Source organism: Massilibacteroides sp., assembly GCF_028705895.1.
Lineage (GTDB): Bacteria > Bacteroidota > Bacteroidia > Bacteroidales > Tannerellaceae > Massilibacteroides.
The window spans coordinates 19734-40508 of the sequence record NZ_JAQWCQ010000019.1; the positions used below are offsets into that span (position 1 = coordinate 19734).

18 protein-coding genes are annotated in these 20775 nt (G+C 37.5%); 10 read left to right on the forward strand and 8 right to left on the reverse strand.

Features of this window, described 5'->3' with window-relative positions:
* Positions 1–149: 149 nt before the first annotated feature.
* From PHT93_RS06685 to PHT93_RS06700, 4 genes are all read right to left on the reverse strand, one after another.
* A complete protein-coding gene (locus PHT93_RS06685; protein WP_300241031.1) occupies positions 150–1157 on the reverse strand; it encodes a HipA domain-containing protein in 1008 nt (335 codons plus the stop codon).
* Positions 1157–1486 (reverse strand): HipA N-terminal domain-containing protein, encoded by a 330-nt coding sequence (locus PHT93_RS06690; protein ID WP_300240968.1) that lies wholly within the window; start codon positions 1484–1486, stop codon positions 1157–1159. Before PHT93_RS06690 ends, PHT93_RS06685 begins: the two co-directional genes overlap by 1 nt.
* 8 nt (positions 1487–1494) lie before the next feature.
* The gene (locus PHT93_RS06695) at positions 1495–1689 is read right to left on the reverse strand and encodes a helix-turn-helix transcriptional regulator (RefSeq protein ID WP_300240970.1); all 195 of its coding nucleotides are present in this window, start codon (positions 1687–1689) and stop codon (positions 1495–1497) included.
* A gap of 951 nt (positions 1690–2640) precedes the next feature.
* Complete coding sequence (locus tag PHT93_RS06700) at positions 2641–4389, reverse strand: phospho-sugar mutase (protein ID WP_300240972.1); 1749 nt, start codon at positions 4387–4389, stop codon at positions 2641–2643.
* A 393-nt stretch (positions 4390–4782) separates the two neighbouring features.
* Here PHT93_RS06700 and PHT93_RS06705 point away from each other — a divergent pair, with 393 nt between their 5' ends.
* The 9 genes from PHT93_RS06705 to PHT93_RS06745 all read left to right on the forward strand — a co-directional run bounded on the left by PHT93_RS06705 (position 4783) and on the right by PHT93_RS06745 (position 12566).
* Entirely contained in the window at positions 4783–4998 is a 216-nt protein-coding gene (locus PHT93_RS06705; protein ID WP_300240974.1) for a helix-turn-helix transcriptional regulator, read from the forward strand.
* Positions 4995–5969, forward strand: a complete 975-nt coding sequence (locus PHT93_RS06710) for an AAA family ATPase (protein WP_300240976.1) — start codon at positions 4995–4997, stop codon at positions 5967–5969. Before PHT93_RS06705 ends, PHT93_RS06710 begins: the two co-directional genes overlap by 4 nt.
* Positions 5970–6085: 116 nt before the next feature.
* Positions 6086–6511 (forward strand): hypothetical protein, encoded by a 426-nt coding sequence (locus PHT93_RS06715; RefSeq protein ID WP_300240978.1) that lies wholly within the window; start codon positions 6086–6088, stop codon positions 6509–6511.
* A gap of 132 nt (positions 6512–6643) precedes the next feature.
* Complete coding sequence (locus tag PHT93_RS06720) at positions 6644–7984, forward strand: S41 family peptidase (protein WP_300240980.1); 1341 nt, start codon at positions 6644–6646, stop codon at positions 7982–7984.
* Between the two features lie 100 nt (positions 7985–8084).
* On the forward strand, positions 8085–8537 hold the full coding sequence (gene argR / locus PHT93_RS06725; protein WP_300240982.1) for an arginine repressor: 453 nt from the start codon (positions 8085–8087) through the stop codon (positions 8535–8537).
* Between the two features lie 27 nt (positions 8538–8564).
* The gene (locus tag PHT93_RS06730) at positions 8565–9230 is read left to right on the forward strand and encodes a GNAT family N-acetyltransferase (RefSeq protein WP_300240984.1); all 666 of its coding nucleotides are present in this window, start codon (positions 8565–8567) and stop codon (positions 9228–9230) included.
* A 23-nt stretch (positions 9231–9253) separates the two neighbouring features.
* Positions 9254–10462: an argininosuccinate synthase domain-containing protein gene (locus tag PHT93_RS06735; RefSeq protein ID WP_300240986.1), complete on the forward strand. Its 1209-nt coding sequence runs from the start codon at positions 9254–9256 to the stop codon at positions 10460–10462.
* Complete coding sequence (gene argC, locus PHT93_RS06740; RefSeq protein ID WP_300240988.1) at positions 10459–11427, forward strand: N-acetyl-gamma-glutamyl-phosphate reductase; 969 nt, start codon at positions 10459–10461, stop codon at positions 11425–11427. Before PHT93_RS06735 ends, argC begins: the two co-directional genes overlap by 4 nt.
* Positions 11428–11438: 11 nt before the next feature.
* Positions 11439–12566, forward strand: coding sequence for an aminotransferase class III-fold pyridoxal phosphate-dependent enzyme (locus PHT93_RS06745; RefSeq protein WP_300240990.1), 1128 nt, complete (start codon positions 11439–11441; stop codon positions 12564–12566).
* A gap of 37 nt (positions 12567–12603) precedes the next feature.
* Here PHT93_RS06745 and PHT93_RS06750 read toward each other — a convergent pair whose 3' ends face one another.
* Entirely contained in the window at positions 12604–13194 is a 591-nt protein-coding gene (locus tag PHT93_RS06750; protein WP_300240992.1) for an RNA polymerase sigma-70 factor, read from the reverse strand.
* Positions 13195–13299: 105 nt separating this feature from the next.
* Positions 13300–13791, reverse strand: a complete 492-nt coding sequence (locus PHT93_RS06755) for a UpxY family transcription antiterminator (RefSeq protein ID WP_300240996.1) — start codon at positions 13789–13791, stop codon at positions 13300–13302.
* A gap of 111 nt (positions 13792–13902) precedes the next feature.
* Between PHT93_RS06755 and PHT93_RS06760 the strand changes: the two genes are divergently transcribed.
* Complete coding sequence (locus tag PHT93_RS06760) at positions 13903–15225, forward strand: Gfo/Idh/MocA family oxidoreductase (RefSeq protein WP_300240998.1); 1323 nt, start codon at positions 13903–13905, stop codon at positions 15223–15225.
* Positions 15226–15264: 39 nt separating this feature from the next.
* Here the strand turns inward: PHT93_RS06760 and PHT93_RS06765 are convergent, their stop codons facing one another.
* Both PHT93_RS06765 and PHT93_RS06770 read right to left on the reverse strand, forming a co-directional pair.
* On the reverse strand, positions 15265–17811 hold the full coding sequence (locus PHT93_RS06765; protein WP_300241000.1) for a DUF5686 family protein: 2547 nt from the start codon (positions 17809–17811) through the stop codon (positions 15265–15267).
* A 119-nt stretch (positions 17812–17930) separates the two neighbouring features.
* Positions 17931–20762, reverse strand: a complete 2832-nt coding sequence (locus tag PHT93_RS06770; RefSeq protein ID WP_300241002.1) for a bifunctional fucokinase/fucose-1-phosphate guanylyltransferase — start codon at positions 20760–20762, stop codon at positions 17931–17933.
* Between the last annotated feature and the right edge of the window lie 13 nt (positions 20763–20775).

The following is a 20775-nucleotide window of genomic DNA, read 5'->3' on the forward strand; positions in this document are numbered from 1 at the left end:
TTCTCTTTTTAAGCAGTAAAAGGAGAAATAAATTATATAAAAAAAACACACGTCAACTCATGTAAAAGACTATTTAATGTTCAACTGTAGTTTTCCTTCTACTTCATTTTCCGACCTCTTACATTTTATTTAGCAGAATAATATGGCGATTATCGCATACATAAAAAGCTGTTGATTCTTGATTTATACATTCGTTTGTATTCTTTCTTAAGTGCTTCAGACAGAAAAGAATTTTCAATCAGTTCATCAATATGTGGATATACAGTACAAAACTTATCGAGCAATCCACTTACCAAATTAGTAGGTAAATTGATTATTTCTCCAAACACTTGAAATGTTTTTCCTATTACTGCTGATGAAATACCAAAATACTCCGGTTTGGGTTTTGAAAAAAGCCCTTTGCTTAATGCAAAAATACTATCGTCAACATGAATATGCGTGTTAAGCAAGTCATAAGCCGGAGATAGACGAAATTTACCATTCTTGTCTTCCAGCATGGAAAAATTCTTTAAATGGGCATCGCCGTTACAAAATACAAAATTGAATAAAAGCAATTCAAAGAATCGCAATTTATCTACTTGTGGAACAGAACTGTATTTATCAATAAGTCCTGCACATTCTTCATAAGAAAGGTTTGAATATTTATAATTCGATCCGCCATTCTTTCTTGTTAGTCCCGCCAAAGAAGCAAAATCTTCTTTTAATAGCTTCTTTCCATTGAGAATGTCGAACCTGCCTGTAATGTAAGCAGCAGAACCATCTTTGAAGAAACACAGGCCATTAAGAGCCGTTGGAATACCATATACCTGAGCTGCTATTTGCATGCTCAAATGCTCATTCGCCGGACAAAATTCTTTGTTACGAAGATTGTTGGGGATTGGTTTGAGAATATATTCTCCTTGTTCGTCAATCTTTGTCAGATGTAATACCCCTTCATTCGCAATTACCGAATATTTGATCTGAACACCGGATACAGAGATTCGTTTGCTGTTATCCGTAAAAAAGTCTATAGTCTCATTATCATCAAATCGTTCATAAGGTAGTTTTTCAGAAATTTGTTTCCCTTTAAAGAGCATCTTTAATGCTTTTTTTGAATAACCGGATTCTCCTTTGCATTCGAATAAAAGAGAGGGACAAATATGTAATGTTTCTTCTATCATATTTCAATGGGTTTAACGGTTATAGCTCCAATTGTATCAGTATGTCCTGTTGCTGATAAAATTCCGAAATCGTCATTTTCATCGATACGTAGGTTTCTTGCCTGAATAATACGGTTATCCCCCTCGGATGTCATATTAAAAAAAACGGGAAATAGAAAAGATGATAAATACTCCTGCTTATTTTTAGGCATAGTTAATGACACAGGAGGGGCATCACGATCATTATAATAATCGTCGTTATAACGGAAAGAATAGTGCTCATTATCTATTTCCTTTAAGATTCCGGCATATCTACCTTTTATGTAAACTTCAACAGATCTACTCATTACTGTTATCATTTAATGGTTATATCAAGTCCCAAAGTTTTCAAGACACTGTAGAGAACGCTGAATCGTGGGTTTCCTGTACCACGTTCTAAACGAACAAGAGCATTGATGCCTATATTAGCCAAAGCCGCAAGCGTTGTTTGATCTATTTTCAGATCTTTACGTCTTTCTCTAATCAATTTTCCTATTTCTGCCAAATCCATAATTCACTGTTTACGGTGATTTTAGACAAAATTAGAATAATTACTTGACACAAACAAGCAAATTCACCATATATAGTGAATTGGGGTGTTTTTCAAATATTCAATAAGATGAAATAAACTATTTTCACCATATATGGTGAAAATAGACAAGTGGATCAAGCGTAATTCCTATACAAAAAGATTTCTAAATTTATAATTTTTACGACCTCTGTACTAATGTAAGCAGTACAGGCTGAATATGTTATATTCTTGATGTTTGAAAGAGAGATGTCCACCGGGAAAATTCACTGATCCAAAGCGGGTCAATCCGAACCTCCAGTTGTTATAACACTTGGATTATATCGTATTTAATGGGATTATCTCGATAGGTTAGAACAAATCGTGGACAGCAAACATAAGAAGGTAAAAGAAAAAAAACAAAATAATAGCAAATTTTGTCTTTTTCCAGACAAATTGTTATCAACCTTAGCAGAACTGTTTTGACGCATTTTATTAAACAAAAGGACAAAAAATATACCCGAAAAATAAATGCTGAAAAACCATATTTAAAATGCGCGATACGGCATGTCTATTTTCCCGGGTTATCGAAATTGAACAAAAAAAGGCAATAAAAAAAATCTTCCTATTCTTTTTGGAAAAAGATTCTATTATTTTTTTGAAAACAAAGGATATTTTTCAGAAAATAACCTTTTAATTTCGGCAAAAAATGGACAATTTTAGTCAATATCCAATATTTATTGGTCTAAAACGGTATTGAAAAATAAAAAAACAAGAATGGACATTTTTTACGCGTAAGTAAAAGGATGGAAAAAGTAGCTATTTGTCAAAATGAAACACAGAAATATCAAAGGAGAGTAACGGATTCGCATTCGTCTGCAAAAGTTCTAAAAACAAAAAAAACGGACTGTTCCTCAAAAAGGAACAATCCGTTTTTTTAGTATGCTAAGTCAATCAGATACCTAAGGATTGTTTTATCTGATTGATTTTTTCTTTTGCCTTTTCTTCTGCTTCCGGAATATCTTCTAAGCTTTTCACAGGGAAATGAACCTCGCAGTAAAATTTAATCTTAGGCTCGGTTCCGGATGGTCTGATAGACACTTTCGTCCTATCTTCAGTAAAGTATTGCAACACGTTGGACGTTGTAGGCATATCCAACGTAATCGTTTCATTGTCAAGGAAACTATATCCTTTCAATGAAGTATAATCATGCATTAGGGTGACTTTCGATCCGGCAATCTCCGTCAATGGATTTTCACGGTAATGCTTCATCATTGCTTCGATTTCTTCTGCCCCACTCTTTCCTTTCTTTACAACAGAAATACCTTCTTCTTTTGAGTAGCCGTATTTTACATAAATCTGCAATAACAGTTGATACAATGAAAGCCCCTGATCTTTTGCCCAGGCAGTCATTTCAGCCAGAATTGCACAGGCAGAAACAGCATCTTTATCTCTTACAAAGTCTTCACAAAGGAATCCGTAACTTTCTTCACCGCCACCGATATAAGACTTCTTGCCTTCGTTCTTTTTCATCACGTCTGCAATCCACTTAAATCCGGTATATACATCGTACATTTCAACGCCGTTTAGCTCAGCTATTGTACGTATGGTTTCAGTCGAAACAATTGTTTTAACAATATATTCCTGGCCTTTGATCTTTCCCAACTCCTTCCAGCGAGTGATCAGATAGTAAACGAATAACAAAGCTGTCTGGTTGCCATTCAGCAAAATCCATTCGCCGGCTTCATTCTTTACAGCAGCTCCAACGCGGTCGGCATCCGGGTCTGAGGCAAGCACGAGTTCGGCATCTGTTTCTTTTGCCTTAGCAACAGCCAATGCCAATGCAGCAGGTTCTTCCGGGTTTGGAGAAATAACTGTTGGAAAATCACCACTAACAACATCCTGTTCGGGTACATTAATAATATTCGTAAATCCAAAGGCTCTCAATGCGGCCGGAACAAGACGAACACCAGTACCGTGAATTGGCGTATAAACAATCTTCAAATCATGGTGTCTCCGGATAGCTTCTTTTGAAAGAGAGATTGTGGTCAAATCCTTAATATATTGATCGTCTATCTCCTTTCCTATAATTTCAATCAGATCTTTATTGCCTTTAAATTTAATTTCGGAAGCGTTTCTGATCTTATTAACTTCAGCAATCGTATTTTTATCGTGCGGAGTAATCATTTGTGCACCATCATCCCAATAAGCTTTATAGCCATTATATTCTTTGGGATTGTGCGAAGCCGTCAAGATAACACCACTCTGACAACCAAGTTTACGAATGGCATAAGAAACTTCAGGTGTAGGGCGCAAATCATCGAAAAGATAGACTTTAATGCCGTTAGCAGAAAAGATATCAGCAGAAATTTCCGCAAACTTCCGACTATTATTCCGACAGTCATGTCCGATTACGACTTTTATCTGATCTAAGTTTTCAAATTCTTTTTTCAGATAGTTGGAAAGACCTTGCGTAGCAGCACCAACCGTATATTTATTCATCCGGTTCGTTCCAGTTCCCATAATACCTCTCAGCCCTCCGGTACCGAACTCAAGATCCTTGTAAAAGGACTCGATCAGCTCTGTTGAGTCTTCATTGTCAAGCATTGCCTGTACCTGTGCCCGCGTTTCTTCATCATAACTATCTGTCAGCCATACCTGGGCCTTACTTTTTACCGTGTCGATCAAACCGTTACTTCCCATTTCTGTATATAAATTATTAAGATTATTATATGCTTTTTATTTCAGACAAACAAATATACAAATTAATTAAGCGACACCAATTTTCTCCCGACATAATTACCTGCACCGGATATATATAATTTTTTCTTTGAGATGGGGGGTGATTTTTTTCGAAAATCATCCCGATAAAACTCGTTCCTCGTTTATGTCAGCTCTGTAAAGTAATAAATATAGAAAAACAAGATAAATAGATGAATTTGGCGAGTTTTTTTGTTTTTTCGAGAATTCATCTTGGCTTGTTGTTGTTCTCTAATTGTCTTGAAAGGATTATCTGTTTTTATGGTATAAAATTCACTATATTTGTAGACTGTATTTATAGCGCATGGATTTGTGTATTACAGAAAACGTAAACTTATGGAGTTAAATCGAATAAAAGAAGTACTTGATAAAAAGGGGATTAAACAAACTTGGCTTGCTGAAAAGCTCAATAAAAGCTTTAGTATGGTTAATGCCTACGCCTGTAATCGTAAACAGCCGAGTTTAGAGGTACTGAATCAGATTGCTGAAATTCTGCAGGTAGATGTAAAGGATTTGATTATTAGCAAAGTGAAAAGAATGCCATTGATATGACAACAAAAATTGAAATAAAGAATTTCAAGTCGATCAAGCATATCGTACTTGAAGACTGCAAGCGAATAAATCTGCTCATAGGAAAACCCAATGTAGGGAAAAGCAATATTTTGGAAGCTTTAACCTCATTCAGTTTGCCATACGCGAGATATACGAACAATAAATCTCTCCAACAATTTATTCGTTGCGAAAATGAATCCGAATTATTCTATAATGGTGATACAAAACAAACCGTTGAGATTAAGACTGACTCGGATATGTTCGTATATAAAGCAAGTCAAACCAGTTTTGTGTCTCGATTAAATGGATTTCTCAATGATAAGTCAGTGGTTGAATTGACGGGATTGAAAATAAAGCAAACGGGGTCCGAAATGCCAAATAAAGATGTGAGAAGCTATTTCTTCCCTACGTCATTCCAGTTTGAGAACACAGGCGTTAAATTTTTGCAACCGACAACTGGTTGTAATGTATCATCGGTGTTGGACTCCTTAGAAATTGTCAAAAAAGAGATTTCAGAGACTCTTTCCCTATACGGTCTTAAACTCTCTTTTGACAAAGCCAGCCAGCAGATAAAACTATTGAAAGACGTATCCGGAGATAGCATTTACCTTGTTCCGTTTAATTCGATTGCTGATACTTTACAACGAATTATCTTCTACAAAACAGCTATCGCAAGCAATAAGAATGCGATTCTGACATTCGAAGAGCCGGAAGCACATGCTTACCCTCCATATATCTCAAAAATCACGACGGATATCGTCCATTCTGAATCGAATCAGTTTTTTATTACAACGCACAGTCCTTATGTCTTGAATGAATTCTTGGAAAATAAGAAGGACGATTTAGCTATTTATCTTGTTGATTTTAAGGATGGGGAAACGAAAATCAAAGGACTTACGAAAGAAGAACTTGATAGAGTGTCGCAGTTTGGAGTGGATTTATTCTTTAACTCGGAAATATTCTTGGATTGATGGAGGGGCTTAGTATTATACCGGAATGCTATATCGACACGTGTTTAACAGAAACAATCACGTCTTGCTTCAATCAATTTAATCACCAAAAAGGTTGTAATACTGTATGTAAAGTGATGCAAGAAAAATTCGGTGATAGCTTTGCGTTGGGTATTATTGACAAAGACAAAAAAGAGGTTCCCTATCTGCAAGAATTCGACTTGGTAGCATCAAATGATTCTTTGTTTGTATATAAACATAGATTAAAATATCATTACATCATACAAATCACTCCAGCCATCGAGGAATTTTTCATAAAAGCAGCAAGCGAGATGGGTGTTGATTTGGCTTCGTATGGACTTTCTTCTGGTATGAAAGAACTCACAAGGGTTACGAAGCAAGTTTCCGACAAGAATGAAGTTGTTTTCAAAACATTTAAGGGGTTGTTTAGGGAATTGTCGGATGCTACTGAAATGGTTCGATTGGCAAACCTGATTCAATACCTTGGGGAAAATAGATATGAAGTAGAGATTGAAGAGTTGAAGCGGATTATGAAAATTTAAACAACGTTTAATTATTAGATCAAGTGTTTCTGTATTTTTTTAAAGAGTAGATAGAATGAGATTTCTTCTATTTATTAATCAACCATAAAATGATATCTTTGCAAGAGATATAAACACATGAAATAGAGATTTATGAATAAATTAATATACGCAACATTTGCTTTACTCTTGTTATTCTTCTCCTCCTGTGAAAAAGACACCAGTTTAGATAAAAAACCGGTTAATGAATGGATCTATGAAACAATGGAGAAGTATTATTACTGGTATGATAAACTTCCTGCAATAAGTAAGACTGATCTGAATGCGAAACCGGATGTGTTCTTTGAATCATTACTTTATTCTGGTGATGGAAAAGATGGACTACATTATTCCAGAATAGAGGAAGAAGTGGATACGAAAAGCGGAAGCATAAGCACAACTTATGGATTCAATTATGGTTTTGTTATCTTCAGCGAAAATGCGACCAATGTGTATATGCGAGTGAATTATACCATCAGCGGGGCACCGGCAGAAGAGGCTGGACTTCAACATGGAGATTGGATTTCAAGCTATAATGGAATACAGCTTACAAGCGGAAATTACACTGATTTTATTGAGAGTCGTGGAGAAGTAGTTCTTAGTGTAGGGAAAATTGTTAACAGGAAATTTGTTAAAACGCATGATGTAACGATACGTGCAGCCGTTTCTATGGCGGAGAATCCTATTTATATTGACACGACCTACTTAGTCAACAACAAAAAAATAAGTTACCTGATGTATAATAGTTTCGTTTCGGGTCCGGAAGATTATAACGACGAGACATATGATAATCAGCTAAAAACTGTATTTGCGAATTTTGCCGGTCAGAATCCGGATGAGTTTATTTTAGATCTTCGTTATAATCCAGGCGGGCTTCTTTCCAGCGCTCAGGTTCTTGCAACATTATTAGCTCCTCAATCAGCATTAGACAAGCAATTTTGTCGATTGATTTACAATGAAAAACTGAATAAGACAGTAGAGTATAATTTAGACAAAAGCATTCTTGGAAGTGGAAACAGTCTTAATCTCAATCGTCTTTTTATTATCACATCTGAAAGAACAGCGTCTTCTTCCGAACTGATTATAAATGGATTAAGACCATATATAGACATTGTTTTAGTTGGAGGTGTGACCGAAGGAAAGAATGTAGGTTCAAATGAATATTCCGACAAAACAAATCATAATTGGGTATTACATCCAATTACTTGCTTGGTTGAAAATTCCGAAGGTTTTTCTGACTATTCCAACGGATTCAATCCGGATTTCCCTTTAGATGAAATAAGTCAGTTTACCGATATTAAACCTCTCGGTGATACAGAAGAACTGATGTTAGGAGGAGTTTTGGGTATTATTGAAAACGGAACATTGCCAGTCAAATACCTCAAAAGTGCTGAAGCAGAAATTTCCGTTCTCCCCCTTCCACACAAACAGATAGAAGGCATTATTATAAATTAATTCGCTAAATCTGCATTTTTATTCACAAGACCACCCCTAAAAAGCATATTTATTCATTTATTTGAGTTATATTTGCAGCATCATTGTATAAATATACAAAATGAATGCAAAACAAGAACGCCTGAAAGCGATTCGACATATTATTGAAACACAGGATATTGAGAGTCAGGAAGAACTACTTCAACTCTTGAATGAGCAGGGCTATTCCACTACTCAGGCAACATTGTCACGCGATATAAGACAATTAAAGATAGCGAAAATACATGCGAACGGAAGCTATGTTTACCGTTTCCCGGGACATGCGGTTACGCAACAAACGCAAACACAAAACAAGTCAACGCAACCCTATCCGAATATTGAGTTTTCAGGAAATCTGGCTGTTGTAAAAACACCTCCGGGTTATGCCATGGGTATCGCTTATGATATCGATACACATGCGCCGGAGGAAATTGTCGGCACCATTGCAGGCGACGATACAATACTCATAATTCCAAGAGAAGGATATAGCAGAGAAAATGTTGCAAAAGCTTTAGAGCGATTTATTAATAGGTAAAAGGGTAGTTAATTCCGATTTTGGAAAATGGAAAAAGAAGTAGAAATTGATGTAATGGTGGCTGACGAAAGCCACGAAAAGTATGTCGATATCATTTTAGATACGATTGAGTCTGCTGCTAAGGTGCGTGGAACCGGGATTGCAAAACGCACGCACGAATATGTGACGCAAAAGATGAGAGAAGGGAAGGTAATCATTGCGCTCTCCGGCGAAGAGTTTGCAGGTTTTACTTATATTGAATCTTGGGGGAACAAACAATATGTGGCTACCTCGGGATTGATTGTTGCAGATAAATTTCGTAACAGAGGGTTGGCTAAACGCATAAAAAATGCGTCCTTTACATTGGCAAGATTACGATGGCCTAAAGCAAAGCTATTCAGCCTTACTTCCGGCAGTGCTGTAATGAAAATGAATACGGAATTAGGGTACGTACCTGTTACATTCTCTGACCTGACGGATGATGATGCTTTCTGGAAAGGATGTGAAGGATGTGTAAACCATGATGTGTTGACACGTACGAACCGCAAATATTGTATTTGTACGGCAATGATATTTGATCCGAAAGATCCGCGCTGTCTTATTCATGAGGAGATGTATGACACTCTCCGCAAAAAGACATTGATGAAACAACAAGAAATGAAAGCGCAGGAAGACGAGAGTAACGAGAGTAACAAGGCGAAAGAAAACGAATAAAAACATATAAAATAAGAAGCTCAATGGAAAAGAAAAAAGTGGTATTGGCTTTCAGTGGCGGACTCGACACGTCATTTTGTGCCAAATATCTATCAGAAGAGAAAGGATACGAAGTATATACTGCTATCGCCAACACGGGTGGTTTTGACGAAGTGGAATGTAAATTAATCGAGGAAAGAGCGTATAAATTAGGAGCGGTTAAACATGTCACGCTAAACGTAGAGCAGGAGTATTACGAGAAGAGCATCAAATACATGGTATTCGGCAATGTGCTTCGAAATGGGACTTATCCTATTTCTGTAAGCTCTGAACGTATTTTCCAGGCTATTGCAATTATTAATTATGCAAAAGAAATCGGGGCGCATGCGGTTGCTCACGGAAGTACGGGTGCCGGTAATGACCAGGTACGTTTTGATCTTACATTCGAAGTATTGGCTCCTGATATTGAAATCATCACTCCTACCCGAGATATGAACCTGAGTCGCGAATATGAAATCAATTATCTGAAACAACATGGGTATGAGGCTGATTTCACAAAAATGGAATACTCCATCAATAAAGGCTTATGGGGAACGAGTATAGGCGGAAAAGAAACATTACATTCCAACCAGACATTGCCTGATACGGCATATCCTTCTCAATTAGAAGCAGAAGAAGAGGAAGAAGATATGTTTATCGATTTCGTGAACGGCGAAATTAGCGGAGTAAATGGCATAACTTACAAGAACAAAGTGGACGCGATCCGTGCTGTGGAAGAATTAGGGGCACGCTGGGCGATCGGACGTGATATGCATGTGGGTGATACAATCATAGGCATCAAAGGGCGCGTTGGTTTCGAAGCTGCAGGCCCGCTTCTGATTATTAATGCGCACAAAATGTTGGAAAAACATACGCTGACCAAATGGCAACAGTATTGGAAAGATCAGTTAGGCACATGGTATGGCATGTTCCTTCATGAAGCACAATATCTTGAGCCTGTAATGCGGGATATGGAGGCTTTCTTAGAAAGTACGCAAAAGAATGTAACCGGACGCGTGATTATCACATTACGTCCTTACACGTACACATTAGTAGGTATTGAAAGTGATTATGATTTGATGAAGAGCGACTTCGGTGTTTATGGTGAAGAACAAAAGGCTTGGTCGGCAGACGATGTTAAAGGATTTACCCGTATCTTAGGCAATCAAATGAAATTATATTACTCAGTACAAAACAAGAATAAAAAGGCATGATTAAAATTGGTATAATCGGCGGGGCAGGTTATACGGCAGGAGAACTGATTCGTCTGTTAGTTAACCACCCTGACGCAGAGATTGTATTTGTGAACAGTTCCAGTAATGCAGGAAACAAGGTAACAGATGTGCATAGCGGGCTTTTCGGTGAAACAAATCTGGTTTTTACAAGTGAATTACCCTTAGACGATATCGATCTCCTGTTTTTTTGTACGGCGCATGGCGACACGAAGAAATTCTTAGACAGCCATACGGTTCCGGACAATTTGAAAATAATTGACCTCTCCACTGATTATCGTATTAAATCTGAAGATCACGATTTTGTGTACGGATTACCGGAACTAAATCGCCGCAGGATTTGTTCAGCCACGCATGTTGCTAACCCGGGTTGTTTCGCAACCTGTATTCAATTAGGCGTATTACCACTTGCCAAACATTTAATGTTGAACAACGAACTACATGTAAATGCAATTACCGGTTCAACAGGAGCAGGTGTAAAACCATCGGCAACATCACATTTCAGCTGGCGAAATGATAATATTTCTATCTACAAACCCTTTACACACCAACATTTGGCGGAAATTACGCAAAGTTTGAAACAGTTGCAAAATAGTTTCGACACGAATATAAATTTCATCCCGGTAAGGGGTAATTTCGCACGAGGTATTTTTACAACCATCTATATCGATTGTAAAATAGAATTGAATGAGATCAAACGTATTTATGAAGAATTCTACGATGATCATTCTTTTACACATATTATTAACACTAATCCGGATTTGAAACAAGTCGTAAATACAAATAAATGCCTCATCCATTTGGAGAAGCATGGAGATAAGTTGTTGATTATTTCTATAATAGACAATTTATTGAAAGGTGCCAGCGGACAAGCAGTTCATAACATGAATCTAATGTTTGGACTGGAAGAAATTGTAGGATTACACTTGAAACCATCGGGATTTTGATTTTAAAGAAAATGAAACTATTCGACGTATATCCTTTATTCAATATAGAAATTGTCAAAGGTAAAGGAGCCCATGTATGGGACTCTGAAGGAACAGAATATTTAGATCTTTACGGAGGGCATGCTGTTATTTCCGTAGGGCATAGTCATCCGGATTATGTGTCAGCAATCACAGATCAGGTAAACAAACTGGGATTTTACTCTAACTCCGTGATCAACAGCCTGCAGCAACGCTTTGCGGATAAATTAGGAAAAGCATGTGGATATGACGACTATTCTTTGTTTATTGTAAATACAGGAGCCGAAGCAAATGAAAATGCAATGAAATTAGCTTCTTTCCATAATAATAAACGCAGAGTGATTGCCTTCCAACATTCATTTCACGGACGTACTTCTGCTGCCGTACGAGTAACGGACAATCCCAAAATTGTTGCTCCTATCAACGATACGATGCCTGTCACATTCTTACCATTAAACGACATAAATATCGTCAAAGCGGAATTAGAAAAAGGGGATGTTTCATCTGTCATTATTGAAGGGATACTGGGCGTAGGCGGAATCCAATTACCTAAAGATGCGTTTTTACGCGAACTGCGTCAGGTATGTACGGAATACGGAGCCGTTCTGATCTTAGATGAAATCCAATCCGGCTATGGAAGAAGCGGTAAGTTTTTCGCTCATCAGTATGCCGGCATACGCCCCGATATGATTACCGTAGCAAAGGGTATAGCAAATGGATTCCCAATGAGTGCGGTACTGATCAGCCCGGAATTTAAACCGGTTTACGGAATGCTTGGAACCACTTTCGGTGGTAATCATTTAGCCTGTGCCGGAGCAATTGCGGTATTAGAGATTATGGAAAAAGAGAAAATGATCGAAAATGTAGTAAAAGTAAGCGACTACCTTCTAAATGAACTCAAACATTTACCAGGCATAAAAGAAGTACGCGGACGCGGATTAATGATCGGATTAGAGTTCAACGAATCCATAAAAGAAATCCGTACTAAATTATTATTCGAAGAAAAAGTATTTACCGGAGTAGCCGGAACAAACACCATCCGCCTCCTCCCCCCACTCTGCCTTACATTAGACGAAGCAAAAGACTTTATCCGTCGCTTCAGGAAAGTATTGGGGTGTTGAATTAAAACGTACGGTCAAATCTACTGATCGTACGTTTTTATTTCGACACATTATATAAGATAAAAAATAAAGGATAGAATTCTTTCAGCGTTTCTTTCAATTTGGATAATGCGATTCTCACCTGCCCTCGTACTGTACTTGAAGTAATATCATAGAGAATTGCAATTTCCTCATAAGTTTTATGGTTATATAGATATTCAGTAAAAATAAGACGACACTTTTCGGGAAGTGTTTTTATTGCATCTGCTACTAACACTTCAAATTCAGCGTTTTCAAGATGTGACAGAGGTTGCAATCCGAGAGCTATTTGTTCTTCATTTAGAGATAATACATATTCATCTAATTCTGACAAAGGGATTCCATCCGGCTGTTTATCCCGAAGATAGTTTAGACTGCGATTTTGAACAGAACGTACCAAGTATGTTTTAATGGGATATTCGAGTGTTTTTCTTTTATTCCAAATAGTCAAAAAGACATCATTCACAATTTCTTTCGCCACTTCATAATCATAGACATATTTCGTAGAAACTGCACATAGATAAACGTAATAAGTTGTATAAATCAACTTAAAGGCATCAGCATCTCCATTATTCAGTCTGAATATAATATCTCGGTCAATTATAGCCACACTTTAAGCTTTTCATATTTCGTCGCCTGTTGTTTTACAAAAGTAAAGAAAACATCTTAAGGGAGTATAAAAATAGACAGAATACCTTCAGAAGAAATAATATTTTTATTTTTTTTGCTGCACATTAGCTACATCAGAGAGCTTTACACAGACTGTTGCGCCCAATTGTTCTATGTACAAAATAAGGTGATTCTTTTTTATCTTTTTTACCTTACCGGAGACATTCTTCATTACCCCGCAAAGAATCTCAACCTCTTCACCAACACAGAGTTTCTTACAAGCAGCTTCTTCTAAAAATTGTTTTATTGCATCAATTTCCGATTGACGAACCAATGCCGGTTTACCATCGTAATACACGATCTTAACTACACCATATGTATTTAACAATTGTCGTAAATCACATTCCCGGCAATTTACAAAAACATAAGAGTTAAAAAGTGGAACTTCTACTATTTTAACTCGGTCAGACCAGACCCTGGGAGAACGATGCAGTGGTAACCAATTATGTACGCCAGCCGAAGATAATCTTTGGGCTACTTGTTTTTCTGCTCGGGGAGCAGTATATAAAACATACCATTGAGGTTTTATTGTTGTCATACTTTTTATTGTTCGCGTACACAAATATAGGAGTTTTTTTGTATCATTGTGACACAATAGATTTTGTCTTCGTTTTCCGAGAATAGAGTACCAGATAAACACAATAATAGTATGAACAGAAGAAATTTCCTCCAAAAATCGGCTCTAACAGCGGCAGGAGTCGGATTATCTCCTCTTATAGGAGGTTCTTATCAGTCCATTTTTGGACAAACCGCTCCAAGTAATAAAGTTAAAGTGGCGCTCATCGGTTGCAGAAGTATGGGATGGAGTAATCTGAATAAATTTCTGGATTATCCGGAAGTGGAATGTATAGCACTTTGCGATATTGACGATGAATGGTTAAATAAACGTGCAGGTGATGTAGAGAAGAAAAGCGGAAAAAAAGCGCCTAAACTTTACAAAGACTGGAGAAAAGTTATCGACAACAAAGATGTGGATGCTGTAATTATTGGCACTCCTGATCATTGGCATTGTCTTCCTATGATCTATGCCTCTCAGGCCGGCAAAGATGTCTATGTTGAAAAACCGCTTGCTAATACTATTGAAGAATGTGATCTGATGGTAAAAGCTGCGCGAAAATATAATCGCATCGTTCAGGTTGGACAATGGCAACGAAGCGATCCTCACTGGAATGAATCTGCCGAGTACCTACGTGCAGGTAATATCGGTCGGATCCGTACTGTAAAAGTGTGGGCATACCAAGATGGAAAACCAACTCTCCCTGTAATTGCCGACGAGCCTGTACCTGCCGGAGTAGATTACGATATGTGGTTAGGGCCGGCTCCTAAACGTCCGTTCAACAGATATCGCTTCCATTATAATTTTCGTTTTTTCTGGGATTATGCCGGAGGATTAATGTCTGACTGGGGTGTACATCTCCTCGATTATGCTTTGGAAGGAATGGGGGCCCCTCTTCCTTCACACGTTTTCTCAAGCGGAGGTAAATTTGCGTATCCGGATGATGCAATGGAAACTCCCGATACCTTATTGGCTACTTATGCGTACGATGATTATAGTATTATCTGGGATCATGCCTGCGGAATTAACCATGGACTTTTTGATAAAAAAGAGGGATTAGCGTTTTATGGTGAAAATGGGACATTGGTACTTACCAGAGCGGGTTGGGAAGTTATTCCCGTTATTGCCGGAAAAGAAGCTCGAATGGACGCAGTTCCTTTCAAAAAAGGAGAAGGAAAAGGCCTATATAACCATGTAGGGAATTTCCTTAGTTGTATAAAAAGTCGTGACCTGCCCAATGCGGATATTGAAATTGGAGCACGTGTTGCAAAAATGTCTCATTTTGCCAATATTGCCAGCCGATTAAAGCGTGAAGTACGTTGGGATGAAGCAACTCATAGTTTTGTGAATGACAACGAAGCAAATCAATTAGCAAAAGCTCATTATCGGGCACCATGGAGTCTTCCTGTTTTATAAGCTACAGTGAGGGTGCTTTAATGCACCCTTATTCTTTTATCAGAACTTGAATTCGAAGCTAAAGCGGAGGCCGTGTTTATCAATACCCGGATTATCTAAATAAGTCATACGCCAAACATAATCCAACCTGAAGAACTTCAATATATTCTCTACTCCTACTCCGGCTTCTAAGTAAGGTTCTTTGCCCATGATAAAAGATCGTTCAGGGAAAGCAAAAAGTCCTTCTCCTTCTTTCCAGGGATTATTCTTATCAGTCAGATTTCCATAAAGACCACGAAGAGAAAGGACTTCTCTTAACTTCATCTTCTTCAGTAAAGGCATACGGTTTAAAAGCAACCCGTTCATATAATAAGTAATATCCCAAGATACATACTCATCATTAAGAAACTCAAGAACATTCATATTTGTATATGATTCCGGTTGGATAGTATAAGATAAATTCGCATTGGGTAGGATCAAAAGCGGATAGGGTACTTTATTCCATACTTTACCGGCCTTCCCAATAACGTCTAAATAGCCAAAGGCAGAAAACCAAAAACGTTTTTGAATAGCAATATCCGTTCTGTTATACGTATAATCAGAACCAAGTATTCCTTTTCCTGCGATTATATGCGAAAAACTAAACACCGGAGCATCAAACGTAATCGGATAGCGATAATTACGGGTTTGATAAAACTTTTCATTTGGTGCATATCTAAATCGTAGTTCCAATTCACTCATTTTATAATCATTCAAAGCTTTTACTGAGTTATCTGCCATTATGTTGTTGAACTCGGCATACGAAGTTGCATATTCTTTTCTATGCCTTATGGCAACACCATAGGATAAATTATTATGGTATTCACGCGTATAAGTAAGTTCTGCATTTCGTAAATATGTGGCACGATCATCTTTCTGTCTTTTAAAAGCAAGGAACATATTGTCCTTATTTGTGTATAAGTATTGTTGTCCTAATTGATTAATATCATAATTGTATTCAAAACGAAGTGAATGCACCGGAAATTCTTTTCTAAATTCCGTTTTATCAATAAACGAGTATTCTGCTATTAAATCGTATTTCCATTCTTTATCTTTTGTGCCATAAGCAGCAAAACCATCTAAAAAGAAACGTTTACTAAACGCCGTCATCGTGGTTCCGCCTAAACGTAAACGAGTTCCTTCTATGGCATTTCCGCTGATCATCGTATTCATCGGCCCTATTTCAAATTTACTTTGTTTGGGATCAAGATGAGTAGGAATATAACCGGCAACTAATGTAGTGATAACCTTCTCTGTGATATAAAAAGCCGGTATTGCACGTAATCGTTTCATTAAAACGGCTACCCGGTTCAGGTGTTTATCTTGTAATTCCTGTGGGCGCGCCTTAATCCAAAAGTCATCCGTCTTAACAGAAGCATCTTTCATCGTAATGGATCCTCCGAGAACATCAAAAACAGATATATCTGCAGGCTTCTGAAAAGAATAATTATCATAGACATTCAAACGCCTTGCGTATATTCCTTTTTTACCGGATGTGAGATTTAACACCACGTTTATATCATCTGTTTTAATCATACGCGTACCATCTTCTCCCCGTTCAAACCGTTGCTCTATTGTCATATGGTTGACAAAATTCAGGTTAATATCTTTTGGTACATTCAGTATGACAGATTGAACAAAATAAGTCGAATCAAGCGTTATGTACAAATGACCAGTAAACCCGAATGATTCGGAATTGAACGGGACAAAACCAAGATCAACACATTTCTTATTATTAATAGTCAATGTATCTAAAAGATAATACTTATAGAAATTAGGCCCTATGGAAGATAAAGGACTAACAAAACGATTCAGAAAAAGGGGAATATCATTTTGAAATATATCAACTTCACGAAATACTTCATTCAATATCTGTTGCATACCTTCCTGAGTAAACATTTCGTCAACACCATTTGCTTTTAGACCATGCACGACCCTTTTCTCAGACTTAGGATCTTTTTGATAGTAAACGGTCTCAAAGCGTTCTTTTTCCGATAAAGGTAAGATCACATTATCTACACTAACTGTATCCGCAAATTCAGATAAAAAGCCAAACTTACTTTTTGAATTTGTTTTAGAAGGATTATACTGATTTAGACCCAAAACAATATTTTCATATTTATTATATGAAAAATAATCGTAATTCCGGGGATCGGATTTTTCTTTGGATTCTATTGCTTTCCGGACAAAAATTACAGCGGGGTTTTCTTTTTTACGATATTTCTCTTTCTTCGGTTTGACAACAACTTCTTTGAGGCCTATACTGGAAGGGGCAAGTTGAATCTTTAAATTATTCGTTTTGCCGGTATTAATTGTCACACGTTTCTCTTGATAGCCTAAATAGGAGATCAATAACACGGATGCATCTGAGGATGTACTCATGGAAAATCGTCCATTATCAGTTGTTGTAGTGCCAATGGTAGTACCTTCGAGCAGTATAGACACATAAGCCAAATCCTCCCCTGTAATAGAGTCTGTAACAATGCCTTTTATTTGTGTATTTTGCGAAAGGGTAACGCCAATATTAACACATACGAAAAGAATAACCCAAAGAAACCTATTCAACATTTCAACCTTAAATTAAAAGAGCAAATTAACGAAGTCTATTTGGACTATACATGTGCTCAAATATGCTCATATTATTCCATTTAGAAATTAACAAATGGAATGGCTGAAATGTTTCTTAATTAAGATCGACTTATTTGTAGTCCTGTCCGGGATAAATTCATCTCAACAAAACGAGCATTAGATGAATGTTCGGATTCATTGAGTATTTGCTTTATTTTAAGAGCTGCTTCAGGATCTTTTGCCACAATATATAAATAACCACCACCTCCTGCTCCGGGCAATTTATATCCTTGCGCATAATCTTTAATGAGCCTTATCATATGTTCAATGGCCGGAGGATTAGTTCCACTATCTAAAGCTTTATTCAACTCCCAAGTCTGGCGTATCTGGCTACCATATAACTCAAAATCACCATGTTGAATCGTATCGTACATATCTAAGGCATGGCTTTTCATCTCAGTTAGTAAGTTCAGATGTTGAGAGCTATTCAGAAACATGCCACGAACTATTTCCGACAAAATATTCTTTGCTGTCCGAGTAATGCCTGTATAGTATAATAAATGACATGGTTTGTATTCTGCATCCGTAAACAAATATTCCGGAAGCCACCGAACAGTTGGATTCTGGTCAAAGCCTTCCGCTGTTTGTAACAATTTTAGTCCATGAATTATTCCTCCATATTGATCTTGCCATCCTCCACCGGTAGTCAATAGTTGTTCAAGAATTAGCGTACGATTTCCTATTTCATTCTTATCCCATCCTAAACCACAGAAATCAGACAAAGCGCCAAGCACGGTTGCCGAAAGAATTGAACTTGTTCCCAGACCGGATCCGGCGGGAATAGCAGACAATAATGTTATCTCAAGCCCGGCACCAAAATCTTTTAGTTGCTCCGATAATGACGAATATTTCTCTTCCGTAAATTCAGGAAGGAAACCAGATAAAGCCAATGCAGCTTTGGGGATTGAAAAAGGAGATCCGACTTTATTAAACGCACGAAGTTCTTCCCATGTAGTTATCACATCCATAGCTCCTAAGTCTATAGAACGAAGTATTATTTTAAATTCTTTAGCCGGTTTTACATACACTTGTAGAGGAGGTTGCCCATTCAATTCTATAGCTACGTTTACCACATTGCCTCCCACATATAAACAATAAGGAGGTGTATCCGTCCATCCTCCTGCTAAATCAATACGAACAGGACTTCTCGACCATACAATCTGATCATGATATACATTTAATAAAGGTCGTTGCTTTTGTGTTCTCAGTAATTCAGTTAATCCACCTTGCAATAACGCAAACGCATTTCGTTCCTCTTTTCTAAAGTCTTTATCTTGTAATCGTAAGACTTCAGCATGAAACATGCTATCATGAATCCTTTTCATCAAAGGAGCATCCGGTAAAAGAGAAGGTGGTAAGGGTATTTTATTCTTAACAAAAGCAGCTGCAGCATCTTTCAGGTCAAGTTGATAAAATACACTCTTCTCATGATTTGCAGCTAACTGTGGCCAATTATAGGAACTATATTCTACCCGTTGCTTTATTAGCCTCTCCATATTGGCATATCGGAGAATCTGGTTAGCAGAAATTTTCTGTGCATTTTTCCAGATTTGGGCACCTGCTTCCAAAGCAGGTTCATTCAGCATCCAACGAAGAACAATTTCCATATCAGAGTCAGTCTCTAACACAGGAAAAAGAAAAGCGTCCTGAATATCTTCAAAAGAGTCAATTTCAACACCTCGTTTGGCACACCAATCCTTCACTGGTTCACCTAAGAAAGTAGTAGTAAGATCATTCAGTGCACCTCGAAAGGCATCATTAAATCCATAAGGACGCACAGCATATCCATTCTGCCCATAAGGAGTTATATCTATACAGGCACCAACCGGCAATTCTAAAGTCCAATTATTTCGGGGAATACCTGTGAGAATATGTTTATTCTTCAATATCCAATTCGCTCCTACCTGACTATTCTCTATCCACAATTCAGAATTTTCACTTGTAAGCGTTACATCTACTATGGCATTTTGTACAAACATCGCAGGATGAGGCTTCACCTTACGGTGCATAATAGCCCGCTGGTCGCGAACTCTATTTTGAATAGCCAGAGTAGATGAGATTAATTCACGACTTGTACCATAATGATAAAATTCACCTCCAGGCAATGGTAGAATGGCAACCTTCAAACGATTCACTTCTTCATCCTGTAGTTTCGGATGCTCTCCTAAACCCAATCCAAATTCAGAGTATAGATCATACTTAACAAAATCATCTGCATTCTTAGACCGTTTCATCAACACTTCCGTTGCCCGATCACTCAACAACCAAATCCCAATATCCATTAAAAAGAAATGAGTCTGATTAAGTGTTTCTAATTGTTCAAGTGAAGGTTTTTGCAACATAAAGTCGAGTTGGTCGGGCTTGTTTCTATCCGAGACAAAAACACCATGGTTAGTAGCTAATGAAGCATCGACCCAAAGTCCATAACAAACCACATCTACGTCCGGAATAGACTGTAAACTTTCGTTTGCACGAATATAGACATCGCCACTGGCAATCAATGTTCGCAATTGATCCGGAGCTTTTGCCATTATTTTTTCATAAAGAGGTATTTGCAATGAAAGCAAACTTTGATTTAATTTTTGTCCTCTCTCCCAACGAAAAACCGGAATAGGTGTTAATACCTTCCCGCTCGTCGCGTATGAAGGCAAACGCCTGCTTTGTCCACCGGCATGAAGAATTATCCTCTTTTCCTTTTTCAGCCAATCCTTCAGAGACAATTCCTCTCCTTCTGAATCTTTACATGCATTCAGCAACCAGGCAGTCCCTCCACCCGATCCTAATTGCTTATCAACCGGATCAGAGTAACAAAACCATTCTTTTTTATCTAAGTTAAAGACATCATATATGGAATTAACTAAATTAACGGGAAGTGAGATCAGTTTCTTCATTGAACAACAGTCT